Source organism: Haloarcula sp. H-GB5, assembly GCF_054850705.1.
Window position 1 is genome coordinate 164,549 of sequence record NZ_JBTWBG010000001.1, and the last position, 14,862, is coordinate 179,410.

The window sequence follows — 14,862 nt, forward strand, 5'->3', positions numbered from 1 at the left end:
GACTACCCGCTGGTTACGTTGATTCGGTTCTTCGAGACGTGGAGGTACGTCAGCCGGATGATGTTCGTGTTCTTCGGGACGGCTCGCTCGTTTCTGAGCGCCCGGTCGTAATGGACCAGCCCGCCGTTATCGACCGTGACGGACCCAGCGACGAGGCCGCCGTACAGTTCCGCCTTCTTGAGTAGGACAGTGCTGGCGCCGACGCCGCCGGCAGGTGCGTAAATGACGCCCTCGAACTGCGGAGTATCAGTGTCCCCCTCAATGACGGCGTCGAAGTCCGACTTGCCGTACACCCAGAACTGTGTCGAGTTCTGCGCGGTATCAACGTCGACGTCCCCGGTACGATAGATGTGGAAGTGGTGGCCGGTGGCGGACGTGGCTTTGCCTTTGACGTAAAGGCGGACTTTCCCGTCACCGTTAACTTTGATCCGTCCGTTGTTCTCGATGTAGACGTAGTCCCGGACGGCGATGGTCACGTCGTCACCACCCGTATTGATCGTCAGCGTCTCGCCGTCCAGCGTCAGATCTTCAAGATAGTATGTGCCCGCGTCCAACGTCTGGTCGCCAGTGACAAGCTGGTTGCCCGAAATGCTACCGGTCGCACCGTTGTCATTGGTATCGCTTGCATTGGCGACTCGCCGATTCACCAGGCCGTCGATGGCGCCGGCCCCCTCGACGCCCGAGATCTGGCTGACATCGCCATTGACAGTGCCTTTGATGTGCTTCGTGCTTGAGTATTCCACGTCACGGGTGACGACGCCGCTACCTTTGACTTCGACCCGGTCACCGGACCGAACAGTGCCGTCCACCTCGCTGTTCCCTTTCACGTACACGTCACCGGCTGTGGTGATTGTCCCGAACGATCCCCGTGAGGTCGAGTAATCGCCGACAGACGAGTTGTAGCTGTCCGTTCGTGCGGGATCAGTGCCACTACCGGAGAGCGTAATCTGTCCGCCCGCGGACGTGGCCGCGACGGCACTCGTCACTTCCCGCGGCCCCGTCGGCACGACTAGCGTCGTGGTTACGCTGTCGTTTTTGTGGTCGTAGTACGCGTCACCGTCAGTTCGTTCTTCGAAGTAGCGCCCCCAGGACCGGTAGTATTCGCTCTCGACGGTGATATTGACCGTCCCCGTATCCAGCGGATTGACGTTCCCGGCTGCCTGGTCGGGATACACCTGCGTCGTGCTGTCCTTGGTAATGCTTGCCCGTGAGCCAAGCGAGTGGTCACCGCGGACGGTGATGAGCGGGAGCGTCAGCGTCGCGTCGCGGTAGTAGAACTCCGGCGGTGAAACCATGACACTGCCACTGCCGGAGCGCCGCCATACCCCGCCTCCCTGATAGGCGACTTTCTGATTCCCGTTTTCGTAAACAACCGCGCCGAGTCGCTCATCCATCAGCGTCCTTGTCGTCGAGGGCGAAGCGGAGTGGTTGGTGATATTGACCGTCATCCGACCCGCAGTGTCGTCGATTCGGTACGTGGATTGGTCTGTCCCGACGAGTGATACCTGCTGGCTGTCAGCGTTCCCAAGCGCCACCAGCGCCGCCTGTGAGTCCAGCTGAGTCATCCCCGTCTCCGCCCGCGAGACATCGAGCCCAGCCTCAGTATCGACTAGCGCCGTCGCTCCTAGGCTGACAACGACGCCGGACCCGACGATGACGAGACTGAGGACCAGTAGCAGCCCGAGCGGAGCTGATTGGGCGCGTTCCTGACCCCAGGGGAAGTGCATTATCCGACTGTAGTTATCACGGTTGATAAGATTGCTGGCCGAATTCTGAACAGCCGCCACCAGTGGCTGTTTATGCCGGCCACAGCAGGAACCGATCGACGTCAATTGCTATTACTTTTGATAGTGGTGAAGTGGGTGTGTCCGCTATCAGTTCGATGTAATATTGACGTCGTTCGTCGAGATGTGGAGGTAGGTGATCGCGACCACGCTCGTGTCTCTGGGGAGTGTGCGCTCTTGTCTGAGTGCCTGGTCGAAGTGGACTCGTCCACCTTTTTTCAGTTTGACCTGGCTGGTGACCGCACCACCGTAGAGGTCGCTCTTCCATATCTCGAACCTGCTCGTTCCGGACTCTCCACCCGGCGCGTAGATGACACCAGTGACTCTGGACTTGTCTGATCCTTTCTTCTCCATCCGAGCCTGAAGGTTATCTTTCCCGTAGATCCACACCTGTGTCGACCGCTCACTGACCGCACCGGTTGTCCTGATCTCACTCGCCCGTGTGAAGAAGTGATAGCCGTCGGCACTCCCGCCAGACGCGGGCGATTCGCCTTTTATGTATATCTTGACCTGATTCGGGCCGGACACCGCGATGTCGTTCCCGGTATTGAGACTCACGTAGTTCTCGACGCCAATGATTACGTTTCCACCAGTCGTGTCGAACTCAACGTCGTTGCTCAAGTCGATTTTGTCGACGTGATACCTGCCGGCAGACAGCGTCGTCGTCCCCTCCGTACCGTCGATGACGCCGTCGTCGGCTATCGTTCCCGCGTTATCGTTCGACGACGAGAGGTCGTCGACCTGTGTGTCGACGTGAGAGTTGATGTTGGTAGTCTCGCTGAACGAACTGATCTGTTCGTCGGAACAGGACCCTGTACACGCGCCGTGTTTGTCGTCGAACGCGTCCGCCCATTCTACCCGGTCGCCGTTGAACGCCATCGAGTTACTACTGAATTCGACGCGCCCGCCTGAGGTGATGTTTCCGTTCAGTTCCGCACCCCCAGTGACGATGACATCACCTGCCGTCGTGAGATTGCCGCCATCACCAGCCTCGGAGGCGTCGTACCCGTCCCCATCCGCCGAAGTATAGCTGTCGGTAAATGCGTCGTTCCCGCTCAGTTTGATCGAACCGGAGTCGCTCGTCGCGGCGACGGCGTTCCGAACTTTTCGCGGCCCTGCGGGGACCTTGAGAATGATCGAAACACGATTGCTATCGGGATGGTACGTCACCTCACCGTCCGTTCGCTCCTCGAAGTATCCTCCCCACGCGCGGTAGTACTCGCTCTGGACGGTAACGTTGACTTTCCCGTCTTCGAGCGGGTTCGTAAAGTTCGCGTTGCGCGTGCTGTTTGGAAAGTGCGACGTCGTTCGGTTGTGGGAGATCGACGCGCTGTCTCTGATTGCGCCGGACCCACTCACCGTTACGAGTGGCAGCGTTAGCGTCGCGTCCCGATAGTGGAACTCCGGTGGGGATACCATCACCGACGTTCCATCGCCGTTGGCCCGCCAGACGCCGCCGCCCTGATACGCGAGTCGCGTTTCATCACTGCCGTGATACGCCACCTCACCCATCGATTCGTTGAACACAGTCGTCCGATTCTCGGACGTTGTATTCCGGTAGGAGACGTTCATCCACCCGGCATCCTCGTCAATACGATAGGTACTCGAACTGCTCGCGGGAAGAGAAACCTGTTGCACGTCTGTCTGTCCCAGTGCCACGAGCGCGGTTTTGGAATTGAGTTCCGTCAGCGACTTCTCGGTCCGTTCCGCGTCGAGTTGCGTCTGCGTGCTTGTAATTGCGTCAGCACCCAGCGCAACGACCGCCGTCGTCGATATAATCATCACCGCAAAAACCAGCGCTAGCCCGAGCGGAGCACTTTGTCCACGACTTCCGAGTCTCCACCCAGCGCTATCCATACTACGCACCTATCCGGACAAATAACTTAAAAGAGATGGGCAGGTTATCAATTGTAATACTTCGAAGCGGTTCGGCTGTGGAACGGATTCCACGACGATGTCGCCGCTTCGAGACGCGGCCGGGAAGCGGAACGGTTTAGTCGCGCCCTCTCAGACAGGGAGATGGGAACAGCACGACCGCAAATCTGACTCGCTGTGGACTTTCACAGCTCGGGATTGCGGCCGTGTTCGGCACTATACAGTGCCAATACGCCTCGTAACGAGAGCGGTTCGTGCGGTTCCAACCAGATTACAATGGCACGAATGCATACACGCCGCCGCGGTTCGTCCGACTCGGACAAACCGGCGGCAGACGAACCCCCGGAGTGGAGCGACGTCGACGAGGACGCAATCGAAGCGCGCATCGTCGAACTGGCCGAACAGGGCCACTCGCCCAGCGAGATCGGCCTGAAGCTGCGCGACGAGGGCGTTCAGGGCACGCCGATCCCTGACGTCTCGCTCGCGACCGGCAAGAAAGTCACCGAGATCCTCGAGGAGAACGAAGCCGAACCGGATCTGCCGGAGGACCTTCGGAACCTGCTCGAACGGGCCGTCCGCCTTCGCGATCACATGGACGAGAACCCCGGTGACTACCAGAACAAGCGTGCGCTCCAGAACACGCAGTCGAAGATCCGACGCCTCATCGACTACTACCGCGGTGACGAAGTCGACGAGGACTTCACCTACAGCTACGACAACGCCGTCGAGGCGCTGGGTCTCGAATAGATGTCGGCGACCGGTCGGGAACCGACGCCAGCCACGTCGCCCGGTGACCTCGCTGGATCGCTGCGTGAGGCCACCTTTGTGCGCCTCGTCAGCGATGCAACCGGCGAGGCACTGGCTGCGACTGGCCTGCTGGCACGGGCGCTCGATGACACGCCGTTTCAGGCGAGCGTCGTCCGCCCGTTCGAGGACCCCGACCGGACCACGGAGACCGACATCACCGTCGCAATCGGTCGCACGCAGCCGACCGCCGACGTGACGCTGACCGACCGCGCCGCCGCGACTGCCTTCGAGACCGCCCGCGAACTCGGCACGGCCGACCCCGCGCTCGCCCTGGCTGGCACGATTGCCGCCGGGAACGTTGACGGGACCGTCGCCGAAGCCGCCGAGCAGGCGGGGTTCGACCGACGGCCCGGCGTCGCCGTGCCGACAGCGGACCTCGCAGATGGGCTGGCCCACTCGACGCTGTTCGTCGCGCCCTTCTCGGGCGACACCGAAGCAGCGCGGGCCGCGCTCGCCGACCTGGGCATCGACGCACACCAGTCTGCGGATCTCTCAGTCGACGACCACCGACGCCTCGCGTCGTTGGTCGCGCTGGCCGTCACCGCGGACACACCACCCCGGGCCGCCGACGCGGTCCAACGCGCGCTCCGCCCGACGACGGGCGGCCCCTTCGAGACAGTCGGTGGCTACGCCGACGTGCTCGACGCCGTCGCCCGCGAACAGCCGGGCACTGCCGTCGCGCTCGCGCTCGGCCACGAGGCTGTCAACGAGGACGCGCTGGCCGCGTGGCGGACTCACGCCGCTCGCGTCCACGAAGCAGTGTCCGAGGCGACCACAGGCCGGTACGACGGCCTGTTCGTCGCCCGCGGCGACGCGATGCCGACCGGCACCGTCGCCCGTTTGTTCGCGGACTACCGCGCGCCGGAACCGGTGACGCTCGTCGTCACCGACGACCGGGCCGCGGCCCGCGCTACGGACGGACGGGACGTGGCCGAGACGATGCATGCAGCCGCCGAGACGGTCGGCGGCGACGCCGTCGGGGTGGGCGACCGGGCACGCGCCCGGTTCGACGTGTCAACGGCCGACTTCATCGAAGCGTTCCGGGAGGCAGTATGAAACGGGCCGAGATTCGGACGACACACGACTCGCCCGAACGCGTCGCACGCGCGGTGCGGCCGGACAACACCGACGAGATGACCACGTGCGTTGAGGACGACGCCGTTGTCACGACCGTCGAACGCGACTCGACCGGCGGCCTGCAGGCGACCGTCGACGACTACGTCGTCAACATCCGGGTTGCAGCACAGCTCGCAGACCAACACACACAATCCAACCATGAGTGAACGAAGCGTTTCCAAGCGCACAGAACAGAAACGGTGGTACACCGTGCAGGCTCCCGAGCAGTTCGACCGGGAGGTTCTCGGTAAGACACCGGCAGACGAACCGGACAAGGTGCTCGGACGCACCATCGAAACGACGCTCGGCGAACTGACCAACGACGCCAGCGAGAACAACACGAAGCTGACCTTCAAGATCAACGAGGTCGCCTCGGACACGGCGTACACGGAGTTCATCCGCCACGAACTCACGCGGGACTACCTCCGCTCGCTCGTCCGACGGGGCTCCTCGAAGGTCGAGGCCTACATTACCGTGCTGACGACGGACGACTACCGCGTCCAGATCCAGCCCGTCGCCGTGACGACGAAGAAGGCCGACGCCTCCCAGGAGAAGGCCATCCGCCGAACGATGATCGACCTCGTTCGCGAGACGGCCAAAGACCGCACCTTCGAGGAGCTCGTCGACAGCGTCGTCGAAGGGCGTCTCTCCTCGGCCATCTACGGCGAGGCCAAGGACATCTACCCGCTCCGACGCGTCGAGATCAAGAAGACCACGCTCGAAGCGCGGCCCGAAGAAGTCGCCGCCGAAGAGGAGACGGCTGTCGACGTGGACGAGGAAGACGTCGACGTCGAAGCCTAACGCAGTTTAGCATCGACGTTCGAATTTTTCCGTCGTACTGAGACCGAGCGCGACAGCGACGCGGCGGACATGACCACATTCAGTGACGCTGTTGCTGATGGTCGGAGTTAGCGACCGAGACCGCAAAGCAACGCGCAGACGCCCTACTCAGCGCGGACGAAAAGAGACTCGATAAAACCGACAGCACCGCTACTCGCCGCTCGTCGTCGTTTCGGGATTTTCGGTTACGACGACAGTCCCGACCATCCCGGCTCGTTCGTGCGGGATGCAGAAGTAGGGATACTCGCCAACCCCCTCGAAAGTGTGCGTGAAATCGTCACCCTCGAACATCGTCCCGCCGGAGGAGCCCCCCCAGTTGTCCCGGGCCGCCTGTTCGGTGTCGAAGCCGCCGGAGGCGAAGTAATCTGCCTCGTCGGGGATCTCGTCCTCGTAGGCCGTAACCGAGTGGCCCTGTTTGCTCGTGTTGAGCCACCGCACGGTCGTCCCCGGTTCGACAGCGATGCGAACCGGGCGGTACGCCTTCGCGGACATCCCAACGTCGTAGTCGGTGTCAGCGCTCCCACCGCCGAGGCAGCCGGCGAGCCCTGCGACTGCCGCCGGGCCGGCCGCACGGAGAAAATCCCGTCGCTCCATACTACGACTCAGGACCGCATAGTCAAAGGCCGCTCGGTTCCGGACTGCGGAGAACTCTGTGGTCAGTCCGTGTCGCTCACTCGAAAGTCAGGCTGTCACGGAGTTCGCGGGCGTCGTCAAGCAAGCCGTCGCGGTCGTCGGCCGTCACTGTTACGTGCCCCATCTTCCGGAGTTCGTACACCTCGCGCTTGCCGTACCAGTGCAGGTGTGCCCGTGGCGTCTCCAGCACGCCGTCTTCGCCCCGTAGCTCCGCCGGCTGGCGCTCGGTCACGTCTCCAAGGATGTTGGTCGACACGGTCGGGAACCGCTGGTCGGTCGACCCCAGCGGTTTGCCAGTGACGGCCCGCAGATGTTGCTCGAACTGCGAGGTGTGACACCCCTCGATAGTCCAGTGGCCGGAGTTGTGTGGTCGGGGCGCGATTTCGTTGAGCAGTATCTCGCCGTCGGTCGTCTCGAACAGTTCGATGCCGAACACGCCGCGGCCGTCCATCACGTCGAGCACGTCGTGAGCGACCTCTCGGGCGCGCTCGCGGACAGCTCGTGACGCTCTGGCCGGCGCGACGGACTCCCGGAGGATCTCCTCGCGGTGGATGGTTTCAGTGACCGGGAACGTGTCCCGCTCGTCCGCACCGCGACAGCCCATGACCGCCAGTTCCCGCTCGAAGTCGACCATCGCCTCAACCATCGCTGGGCCGGCAATCTCGTCGACAGCGTCCTCGACAGCCTCCGGCCCCTCGACACGGATGTTCCCGCGGCCATCGTAGCCGCCGGTCCGGGCCTTGAGCATCGCGGGGTAGCCCAGTTCCTCGCAGGCCTCGCGGAGGTCGTCGGCGGTGTCAACGGCGCGGAACGCCGGCACGGGGACGCCAGCGTCCGACAGCCGGCGCTTCTGAACGAGCTTGTCCTGAATCGTCCGGAGCGTCTCGGGAGCGGGATGGACCGGCGTCCCCGTCTCCTCGGCGACCCGTTCGAGAACGTCCGGATCGGCCAGTTCGATCTCGAAGGTGAGGTAGTCGGCGCGCTCGGCGAGCTCCCGCAGGGTCGCCTCCTCGTCGAAATCCCCGACGATCTGGTCGCGGACGACCGGCGCGGCCGGGCAGTCCGGCGTCGGGTCGGTCACAAGCAGTTCGAGGCCGAGCGGCGCAGCCGCCTCGCCCAGCATCCGGCCGAGTTGGCCACCGCCGACCACGCCGACGGTCGGCCCTGGTGACGTGAGCGTCATACCGCGCGCTTTCACAGCAGCAGGGTTAACGGTTCGGTTCTCGGCCGTAAGACTCGTGGACCCACACCGTCATGTCGTTCGAGCCGTATTTCGTTCGCATCCGGTGGGTCTTGGGCACGTACCCGGCGGCTTCGAGCTGTTCGGCAGGAACCGTGCTGTCGATCTGCTGGGTGATGACTATCGGCGGCTGATCCGTCTGCGCCTGCTCGGCGAGCATGTCGGGGCGGGTCTCACAAGAGACGTTCACGTCGTCAGCCGCGTAGTACCACGGCAGCGGCAGCGAGTTGTGCCACTGCAGGCAGACCGGTCTGGTGTTCCACCACGAGTCGTTCCACTGACTGCGGTCTTCCTTGACGTACGCGTCGTCACCGTCGTAGGCGTCGCCGCGTTCTCCGTGGTACATGACGACATCGGTGCCGTTTCCGTTGGCCGTCGCGATCCGGTCCATTTCCGCCAGATCCGCACGGAGCGATTCCTGTGGCTGGGCGTACTGGACCAGCGGATTCCCTTCCAGATGCTCGTTCGTGTACACCCGCGTTGCGGTCGTGTTGACGACGAGTGCAGTGACGAGCAGAACGATGGCGGCGGCGATGGCAGCGCCGGTCACGTCGTCAGTCGACAGCGATTCGTTGCCCCACCGGATTACAGCAGCGAGTCCGACGGCGGCCGGGATCGACAGCGGGACGACGACGTGGACGGCGAGCCACGGCGCACCGATGTCGGTTCCGATGGGGTACCCCAGAATCGAGACGTAGCCACCGTAGGCCGCGAACGGGACGAGATGGCGCGGCCTGACCGTTCCGAGTCGGTCGAGCGCGTACCCGAACAGCGAGAACAGGAGCAGTGGTGCCGCGGTGTAGCCTAGTGCTTTCAACAGCACCTCGTAGTGGCCGTCGACGCTCTCGTAAAACGTCCCGATGGACTCGACGAGGCCAGTATCCGTCGTCGTTGCCTTTTCGGAGGCCGGCGAGAACCACTCGCTGTACTGGTCAGCGACGCGCTCCCAGGTGGTCTGGACGAGTTCGGGGAACAGCGACGGGTTCGTCACGCCGGACCAGAAGTTCACGTCGCCGCTGGCGGCCGGCGCTGGCGGATATTCGATACCCGCGACACCAGCCCCGCGGGGGGCGTAGAAAAACAGCGAAACGAGACCGAACACCAGCGCGGCGAGGACGATATGACTCGCGTATGCTGCGAGGACGGAGGCGGCGCTATCGTGGCGGTCACGGAACGAGCGGATGATATCGCGGCCCAGATGCACGTCTGCCCAGAAACGCCCTCGGAGCCGGCCCCAGATTGCACCGGTGCTCGGGACGGTCCGGAGGAAGCCGACGGCGTCGCGGTAGCCGTTCGGGAGGACGAGCACCTTCGCCAGCAGGAGGCCAGTCGCGCCGAGCCACGTCAGCACGTAGACGATGGCGTTCTCCTTCGAAGCGAACCCGAGCGCCATGAACGCGGCGACGCCGTAGAGATACCGTGCTTTCCGGGTGTCGACGAACCGGACGAGCAGGCCGAAGGCGGTGAACATGAACGCCGCGACCAGCACGTCGCTACGCATGAAGCGGGAGAAGTACAACAGGACCGGGTTGAGCGCGAGAAACACAGCCATGAACACCGTCTCGTCGGACCGGAGATGTTCGCGAAAGAGCAGCGCCGTCAGCGGGAGGAGGCCGCCGACAATCGCGACCGGGAGCCGCATCGTGAAGTCGGTCGGCGCGGCGACGGTGAACACCCAGCTGTCGACGTGCTGGATGAACGGGCCGTGGATGATGTAGCGGTAGGCGAACGACCCGGAATCGCGGAGATGTAGCGCCCAGTAGGCCACGCGCCCCTCGTCGAAGTGGGCGACGCGGCTCCCGAGAGCCGCGATTCTGAGGACGAGACCGAGAACCGTCACGGCGACGACGACCTTCACGGTAGCGCGGGGGTCGTCCGCGAACCAGGACCGGCTCCGGTCCCGGATATCGTGGAGGGTAGACAGCAGGGACGACTCAGCCATATCTGGCTCAAGCACATGGGACATTAGAATCCTTCTGGTTTCTATAACAGGTTTTTAAGCTACCCGCCCATCGCCGATACCGGCACAGTCGACCTGCGGCCACGCAGGCACGGAACGGTAGTTCTTTAGTCGCCCCTCCCCGGGAGTCAGGTATGGTGCAGCTCGGGCTGGTTGTCGCTCAGTACGACAAACACGGGGCCGTTATCGAGGAGATGGAGCACGGGGCTTACGAGGCTGCTGCCGACAACGACGCCGAGATTGTCGCGTCGATCGATGTCCCAGGGGCCTACGACACGCCGCTGGCCGCCGACCGGCTCGCGCGCCGGTCGGATGTCGACGCTGTGGCCGTCCTCGGCGCGATCATCAGCGGCGACACTGACCACGACCAGGTCATCGGCAACGCCGCCGCGCAGGGGCTGACCGACGTGTCCCTCGACCGCGACACCCCCGTCACGCTGGGCATCATCGGCCCGGGCATGAGCCAAGACGAGGCCGAGGCCCGAACCGACAAGGGGGCCTCGGCCGTCCGGAGTGCAATCGAACTCGCCACCGAACTCGAACAATGACTATGGACTTCGCTTCCCGCGTCGAACGTGTAGAACCGAGCGCGACCCTCGCGATCAGCAACAAGGCCGCAGAACTCGAAGCCGAGGGGAAAGACGTCGTCGACCTCAGCGTCGGCGAACCCGACTTCGATACGCCCGAAAACATCAAAGACGCCGCCAAGGACGCACTCGACGCCGGCCACACCGGCTACACGTCCTCCAACGGGATCCCCGAACTGAAGGAGGCCATCGCCGACAAGCTTCACGACGACGGCCTCACCCAGTACGGCCCGGAGAACCTCATCGTCACGCCGGGCGGTAAGCAGGCGCTGTACGAGATCTTCCAGACCATCATCGACGACGGCGACGAGGTCGCCCTGCTCGACCCGGCCTGGGTGTCCTACGAGGCGATGGCGAAACTCGCCGGCGGGACGCTGACCCGCGTCGACACTGCCGCCCACGACTTCCAGCTCGAAGGCGCGCTCGACGACCTCGCCGACGCCGTCTCCGACGAGACGAAACTGCTCGTCGTCAACTCCCCGGGTAACCCCCACGGAGCGGTGTACTCTCGCGAGGCGATGGAGGGCGTCCGCGACCTCGCCGTCGAGCACGACATCACGGTGATCTCCGACGAGATTTACAAGGAGATTACCTACGATGGCGTCGAAGCCGTCTCGCTTGGCACGCTCGAAGGCATGGAAGACCGGACCATCACGCTGAACGGCTTCTCGAAGGCCTACTCGATGACCGGCTGGCGGCTGGGGTACTTCGCGGCTCCGGAAGAACTGGTTTCACAGGCCGGCAAGGTCCACTCCCACTCGGTCTCGTGTGCCGTGAACTTCGTCCAGCACGCTGGCGTCGAGGCCATCACGAACACGGACGACGCCGTCGAAGAGATGCGCCAGGCCTTCGCGGAGCGCCGCGAGTTCCTCATGGGCCTGTTCGAGGACCACGGCGTTCACGTCCCCGAACCACAGGGCGCGTTCTACATGATGCCTGAGATCGCGCCGGATGGCGACGATACCGAGTGGTGTGACCAGGCTATCTCGGAGGCCCAGGTCGCCACCGTCCCCGGGACCGCGTTCGGGACGCCCGGCTACGCCCGCATCTCTTACGCCAACAGCAAGGAGCGACTGCAGGAAGCTGTCGACCGACTGGCCGAGGCGGACCTCATCTAAGCGGCCCGTCGCGTCTTACCCTCGTCGACGTTCAGTATCAAAACCGCCCGAGCCACTGAAAAAGTGGGTAGATCTTAGGTTGGCTGTTTTGCTACGTTACGACGAACACCGTCACCAGCGTGAGGATGACGAGCGTCTCGGGCAGCACGGTGAGGATGAGTCCCCGGCCGAACATATCGGGGTCCTCGGCGATGGCCCCGACGGCCGCAGCGCCGATACCACGCTCGGCGAACCCGGAGCCCAGCGCCGCTAACCCGACGGCGAGGGCTGCGAGTCCCCCGGCGAGATAGCTGGCTGCCTCGGCGGATATCGCGGGACCACCCGTCTGTAACATGACCGTGGTTACGGTGCCTGGCATGGCAGTTTATCCTCCGAGCGGCGGGACAATCATCTGACCGCTACATTCCAGACTCTGGTATTCATGATCGCCTTTTAGGCGTACCGGTGGTGAAGAAACACGGATGTACAGTTTTCCCGGATGGCGGTCCCTCGATTCTTCGCACGCTGGACAGCATCGCCATCCGAACTCGACACAGGTTCGAGCAATCTCCGTGTAAACCGTTTTCACTCGGCCACTGGAACAGCCGGTATGCGAACCCGGAGAACCATGCTTGCACTCTCGGCAGGGTCGATCTGCCTGGCCGGCTGTGGGGCTCCTGGCAGCGGTTCGGACAGCGGACTCACCATCGAAACCGCAGACGTGACCGCCGCGCCCGGCGGGACGGCGAGAATCGAGGTGCAGGCCTCGTCGGTCGGCGTCCTGACTTGGCAGCTGGCCGAAATCCCCGAAAACTGGCAGGTGATACACGAAGGTTTCGAACCGGAACCGACCGCCGTACGGGAGTCCTATCCGCCAGAGCTCGTCTGGGACCCTGTCGCTGATTCAGTGATGGGCAGCCTGGCCGTCGCCGTCCCGGACGGTGCAGCACCCGGTGAGTACATGCTGGCGGTCGAGGCCGGGACGGATACCTCGGACGAGCGCGTCATCTCGGAGGCGACGGTCACCGTTGTAGAATGAAAACTGCAGAAAGACTGGAACCGGGACCCACTCGCAGCATGTGCCAACCATTTCTCATATTGCTTCGTATCCCGGATCGGAAGCAGGGATAGACGAGGCACCGATTACAGCGTCCCGATAGCCCGATGGCGACGGAACAGGTAGTAGCAGCCGATTATGGGGTACACTATTGGCCCGAGAAGCAAGAAAAAGACGCCGAGATTGACGTAGTTCCCTGGATTGGGCTGCCAGGCCCCCGACTGAAGACGGACGTAGGTCGCGTCGCGGTAGATGGCGACAGAGAACGGTACCGCTGTGAGAATGCCGACACCAACCAAGACAAATCCGATGCCGAGGCTTCCGCTCGAAACAAGCGTGGCCCCGAGAGCGATACAGACAGGCGGCAGCACGGTTCCGACAGCGACAACCGTCCACCACCAGTCCCGGTCCACCCAGTCGACGACATACTGATGGCGATGATACAGGTGGTGAAGCTTCATCAAGTACCCAAGGAAGAAGCCGCCGACCGCGTACAGGACCGGATTCGGGTCCCAGTCCACGTCCGCATCTCGTATCTTCTTGGTGTCGAAATAGAGGACAATTGGGGTTACAAGCCACGATATCAGTGCGACAACAATGACGCCGATATACCAGACGCCGAACGTCCCGAAGATGCTAGCCATTCCGAGTGGACCATCGCCCACGCTCTCGCCCCCTAGCCCGACGAGGATCACCCCAAGCCCGAGAAACCCAAACAGGAGGGTCGGCAAGAGCAGCAGTACTTCGACAGCGCGGTACGACAGCGAATCGACGTCGTTGACTGTAACCATTCCCATCGTATCAACACAACTGTTGGTTACATTAGAGGCGTAGCATTGTAAAATAATTTTGCTAAGCTCCCGATACGAGCGTATAAACCGCGGTACCGAGTTAGCAACGCTCGTCGAGAATCCGGTCGATAATCCGGCCAGTCGATAGGAGTCGGTCAGCCGATTCGGCTTCTAGCGGGCTGGCCCGGCAGATCTCACAGTCGAGGCCGCGGGCGGACAGCGCTGCTTCGAGTTGCTCGTCGTCGTGATGCTGGTCGTAGCCAAGCGCGATGATGTCCGGTTCGATGCGCTCGATGGGGACGAAAATGTCTTCGGGATGGCCCAGGTGCGCCTCGTCGACCGGTTTGAGCGCGGCGACCATCTCCCGGCGTTGCTCGTCCGGGACGACCGGCGGCTCCTTGTGAGTGACGTTGACCGAGCGGGCGACGATGACGTGCAGTTCGTCGCCCATGTCGGCGGCGTCCTGCAGGTAGTGGACGTGACCCGGGTGCAGGATGTCGAACGTGCCCTGTGCGACGACGCGGGTCACTGATCGAACTCCTCCTCGCGGAGCTCCGCGTCGATATCGGCCTGATCGAAGTCGAAAAAGGACTCCTCCGGCGGTTCCACGTCGAGTACCGGGAGGTCGACTTCTGTCCCGTCACTGTCGAAGGCCTGCCAGTCGTCACGGCCGTACGGGTAGCCGACGATAATGTGGACATCGCCGCGACCGAACGTGGCGAGGTCGGCGTCGCTGGGCTTGAGGACGCCGTTCGGGTGCGAGTGAATCGACCCCGCCGCTCGCATGTCGTTTGGCACCATGCTCGTCTTGACGGTCGCACTGACCGGGTTCGACTCTGTCCCCGGGATGACCAGAACGTCGGTCAGAACAGTACCGTCATCGTCGAGCCCAAGCTTGCTGGCGTCATCGCCCCGGAGAAAACCCATGTACTCGTTTGGATGGGCCTCCTCGGAGGCTGCGAGCGCGAACTCGAGTGCGGACTCCGCGATCCCGAGTATCCCGCTCGTTCGGAACAACCCCATACCACGCTGTCAGGTCGGACGCTTTTTACGCGTTGTGTTCGTCCCTCCGTGG

At 63.3% G+C, this 14,862-nt stretch carries 16 protein-coding genes; 7 read left to right on the forward strand and 9 right to left on the reverse strand.

Annotated features, from left to right (window positions below):
• Positions 1 to 2: 2 nt before the first annotated feature.
• Positions 3 to 1,727, reverse strand: coding sequence for a polymer-forming cytoskeletal protein (locus tag ACYJ11_RS00890; protein WP_461646404.1), 1,725 nt, complete (start codon positions 1,725 to 1,727; stop codon positions 3 to 5).
• 147 nt (positions 1,728 to 1,874) lie between these two features.
• A complete protein-coding gene (locus tag ACYJ11_RS00895; protein ID WP_461646405.1) occupies positions 1,875 to 3,641 on the reverse strand; it encodes a DUF7289 family protein in 1,767 nt (588 codons plus the stop codon).
• A gap of 294 nt (positions 3,642 to 3,935) precedes the next feature.
• Between ACYJ11_RS00895 and ACYJ11_RS00900 the strand changes: the two genes are divergently transcribed.
• The 4 genes from ACYJ11_RS00900 to ACYJ11_RS00915 are packed head-to-tail and all read left to right on the forward strand — an operon-like array spanning position 3,936 to position 6,383.
• Positions 3,936 to 4,406, forward strand: a complete 471-nt coding sequence (locus ACYJ11_RS00900) for a 30S ribosomal protein S15 (RefSeq protein WP_461646406.1) — start codon at positions 3,936 to 3,938, stop codon at positions 4,404 to 4,406.
• The gene (locus ACYJ11_RS00905) at positions 4,407 to 5,522 is read left to right on the forward strand and encodes a hypothetical protein (protein WP_461646407.1); all 1,116 of its coding nucleotides are present in this window, start codon (positions 4,407 to 4,409) and stop codon (positions 5,520 to 5,522) included.
• Positions 5,519 to 5,749: a KEOPS complex subunit Pcc1 gene (locus ACYJ11_RS00910; protein WP_461646408.1), complete on the forward strand. Its 231-nt coding sequence runs from the start codon at positions 5,519 to 5,521 to the stop codon at positions 5,747 to 5,749. The genes ACYJ11_RS00905 and ACYJ11_RS00910 overlap by 4 nt, the downstream gene beginning before the upstream one ends.
• Positions 5,742 to 6,383, forward strand: coding sequence for a 30S ribosomal protein S3ae (locus ACYJ11_RS00915; RefSeq protein WP_004591699.1), 642 nt, complete (start codon positions 5,742 to 5,744; stop codon positions 6,381 to 6,383). The genes ACYJ11_RS00910 and ACYJ11_RS00915 overlap by 8 nt, the downstream gene beginning before the upstream one ends.
• 189 nt (positions 6,384 to 6,572) lie before the next feature.
• Here ACYJ11_RS00915 and ACYJ11_RS00920 read toward each other — a convergent pair whose 3' ends face one another.
• The 3 genes from ACYJ11_RS00920 to ACYJ11_RS00930 all read right to left on the reverse strand — a co-directional run bounded on the left by ACYJ11_RS00920 (position 6,573) and on the right by ACYJ11_RS00930 (position 10,237).
• Positions 6,573 to 7,016, reverse strand: coding sequence for a plastocyanin/azurin family copper-binding protein (locus ACYJ11_RS00920; RefSeq protein WP_461646409.1), 444 nt, complete (start codon positions 7,014 to 7,016; stop codon positions 6,573 to 6,575).
• Between the two features lie 76 nt (positions 7,017 to 7,092).
• Entirely contained in the window at positions 7,093 to 8,238 is a 1,146-nt protein-coding gene (locus tag ACYJ11_RS00925) for a 5-(carboxyamino)imidazole ribonucleotide synthase (RefSeq protein ID WP_461646410.1), read from the reverse strand.
• Positions 8,239 to 8,263: 25 nt separating this feature from the next.
• A complete protein-coding gene (locus ACYJ11_RS00930) occupies positions 8,264 to 10,237 on the reverse strand; it encodes a flippase activity-associated protein Agl23 (protein WP_461646411.1) in 1,974 nt (657 codons plus the stop codon).
• Between the two features lie 152 nt (positions 10,238 to 10,389).
• On the opposite strand from ACYJ11_RS00930, the gene ribH reads away from it, so the two are divergent.
• Entirely contained in the window at positions 10,390 to 10,803 is a 414-nt protein-coding gene (gene ribH / locus ACYJ11_RS00935; RefSeq protein WP_461646412.1) for a 6,7-dimethyl-8-ribityllumazine synthase, read from the forward strand.
• Positions 10,800 to 11,960, forward strand: a complete 1,161-nt coding sequence (locus tag ACYJ11_RS00940; RefSeq protein ID WP_461646413.1) for a pyridoxal phosphate-dependent aminotransferase — start codon at positions 10,800 to 10,802, stop codon at positions 11,958 to 11,960. The genes ribH and ACYJ11_RS00940 overlap by 4 nt, the downstream gene beginning before the upstream one ends.
• A gap of 91 nt (positions 11,961 to 12,051) precedes the next feature.
• Here ACYJ11_RS00940 and ACYJ11_RS00945 read toward each other — a convergent pair whose 3' ends face one another.
• On the reverse strand, positions 12,052 to 12,318 hold the full coding sequence (locus tag ACYJ11_RS00945) for an ATP synthase subunit C (protein WP_005538283.1): 267 nt from the start codon (positions 12,316 to 12,318) through the stop codon (positions 12,052 to 12,054).
• A gap of 231 nt (positions 12,319 to 12,549) precedes the next feature.
• Between ACYJ11_RS00945 and ACYJ11_RS00950 the strand changes: the two genes are divergently transcribed.
• Positions 12,550 to 12,978, forward strand: a complete 429-nt coding sequence (locus ACYJ11_RS00950; protein ID WP_461646414.1) for a hypothetical protein — start codon at positions 12,550 to 12,552, stop codon at positions 12,976 to 12,978.
• A 104-nt stretch (positions 12,979 to 13,082) separates the two neighbouring features.
• Here ACYJ11_RS00950 and ACYJ11_RS00955 read toward each other — a convergent pair whose 3' ends face one another.
• From ACYJ11_RS00955 to ACYJ11_RS00965, 3 genes are all read right to left on the reverse strand, one after another.
• Entirely contained in the window at positions 13,083 to 13,793 is a 711-nt protein-coding gene (locus tag ACYJ11_RS00955) for a hypothetical protein (protein WP_461646415.1), read from the reverse strand.
• A 94-nt stretch (positions 13,794 to 13,887) separates the two neighbouring features.
• The gene (locus tag ACYJ11_RS00960; protein ID WP_461646416.1) at positions 13,888 to 14,316 is read right to left on the reverse strand and encodes an adenylyltransferase/cytidyltransferase family protein; all 429 of its coding nucleotides are present in this window, start codon (positions 14,314 to 14,316) and stop codon (positions 13,888 to 13,890) included.
• Positions 14,313 to 14,810: a Mov34/MPN/PAD-1 family protein gene (locus ACYJ11_RS00965; protein WP_188979207.1), complete on the reverse strand. Its 498-nt coding sequence runs from the start codon at positions 14,808 to 14,810 to the stop codon at positions 14,313 to 14,315. The genes ACYJ11_RS00960 and ACYJ11_RS00965 overlap by 4 nt, the downstream gene beginning before the upstream one ends.
• Positions 14,811 to 14,862 lie beyond the last annotated feature (52 nt).

Excerpts from the sequence above, each read along its gene's own strand:
- ACYJ11_RS00905 (WP_461646407.1), top strand. The coding sequence starts at position 4,407 with ATGTCGGCGACCGGTCGGGAACCGACGCCAGCCACGTCGCCCGGTGAC.
- ACYJ11_RS00925 (WP_461646410.1), bottom strand. The coding sequence starts at position 8,238 with ATGACGCTCACGTCACCAGGGCCGACCGTCGGCGTGGTCGGCGGTGGC.
- ACYJ11_RS00940 (WP_461646413.1), top strand. The coding sequence starts at position 10,800 with ATGACTATGGACTTCGCTTCCCGCGTCGAACGTGTAGAACCGAGCGCG.
- ACYJ11_RS00950 (WP_461646414.1), top strand. The coding sequence starts at position 12,550 with ATGCGAACCCGGAGAACCATGCTTGCACTCTCGGCAGGGTCGATCTGC.
- ACYJ11_RS00890 (WP_461646404.1), bottom strand. The coding sequence starts at position 1,727 with ATGCACTTCCCCTGGGGTCAGGAACGCGCCCAATCAGCTCCGCTCGGG.
- ACYJ11_RS00900 (WP_461646406.1), top strand. The coding sequence starts at position 3,936 with ATGGCACGAATGCATACACGCCGCCGCGGTTCGTCCGACTCGGACAAA.
- ACYJ11_RS00945 (WP_005538283.1), bottom strand. The coding sequence starts at position 12,318 with ATGCCAGGCACCGTAACCACGGTCATGTTACAGACGGGTGGTCCCGCG.
- ribH (WP_461646412.1), top strand. The coding sequence starts at position 10,390 with ATGGTGCAGCTCGGGCTGGTTGTCGCTCAGTACGACAAACACGGGGCC.
- ACYJ11_RS00965 (WP_188979207.1), bottom strand. The coding sequence starts at position 14,810 with ATGGGGTTGTTCCGAACGAGCGGGATACTCGGGATCGCGGAGTCCGCA.
- ACYJ11_RS00920 (WP_461646409.1), bottom strand. The coding sequence starts at position 7,016 with ATGGAGCGACGGGATTTTCTCCGTGCGGCCGGCCCGGCGGCAGTCGCA.
- ACYJ11_RS00930 (WP_461646411.1), bottom strand. The coding sequence starts at position 10,237 with ATGGCTGAGTCGTCCCTGCTGTCTACCCTCCACGATATCCGGGACCGG.
- ACYJ11_RS00915 (WP_004591699.1), top strand. The coding sequence starts at position 5,742 with ATGAGTGAACGAAGCGTTTCCAAGCGCACAGAACAGAAACGGTGGTAC.
- ACYJ11_RS00955 (WP_461646415.1), bottom strand. The coding sequence starts at position 13,793 with ATGGGAATGGTTACAGTCAACGACGTCGATTCGCTGTCGTACCGCGCT.
- ACYJ11_RS00895 (WP_461646405.1), bottom strand. The coding sequence starts at position 3,641 with ATGGATAGCGCTGGGTGGAGACTCGGAAGTCGTGGACAAAGTGCTCCG.
- ACYJ11_RS00910 (WP_461646408.1), top strand. The coding sequence starts at position 5,519 with ATGAAACGGGCCGAGATTCGGACGACACACGACTCGCCCGAACGCGTC.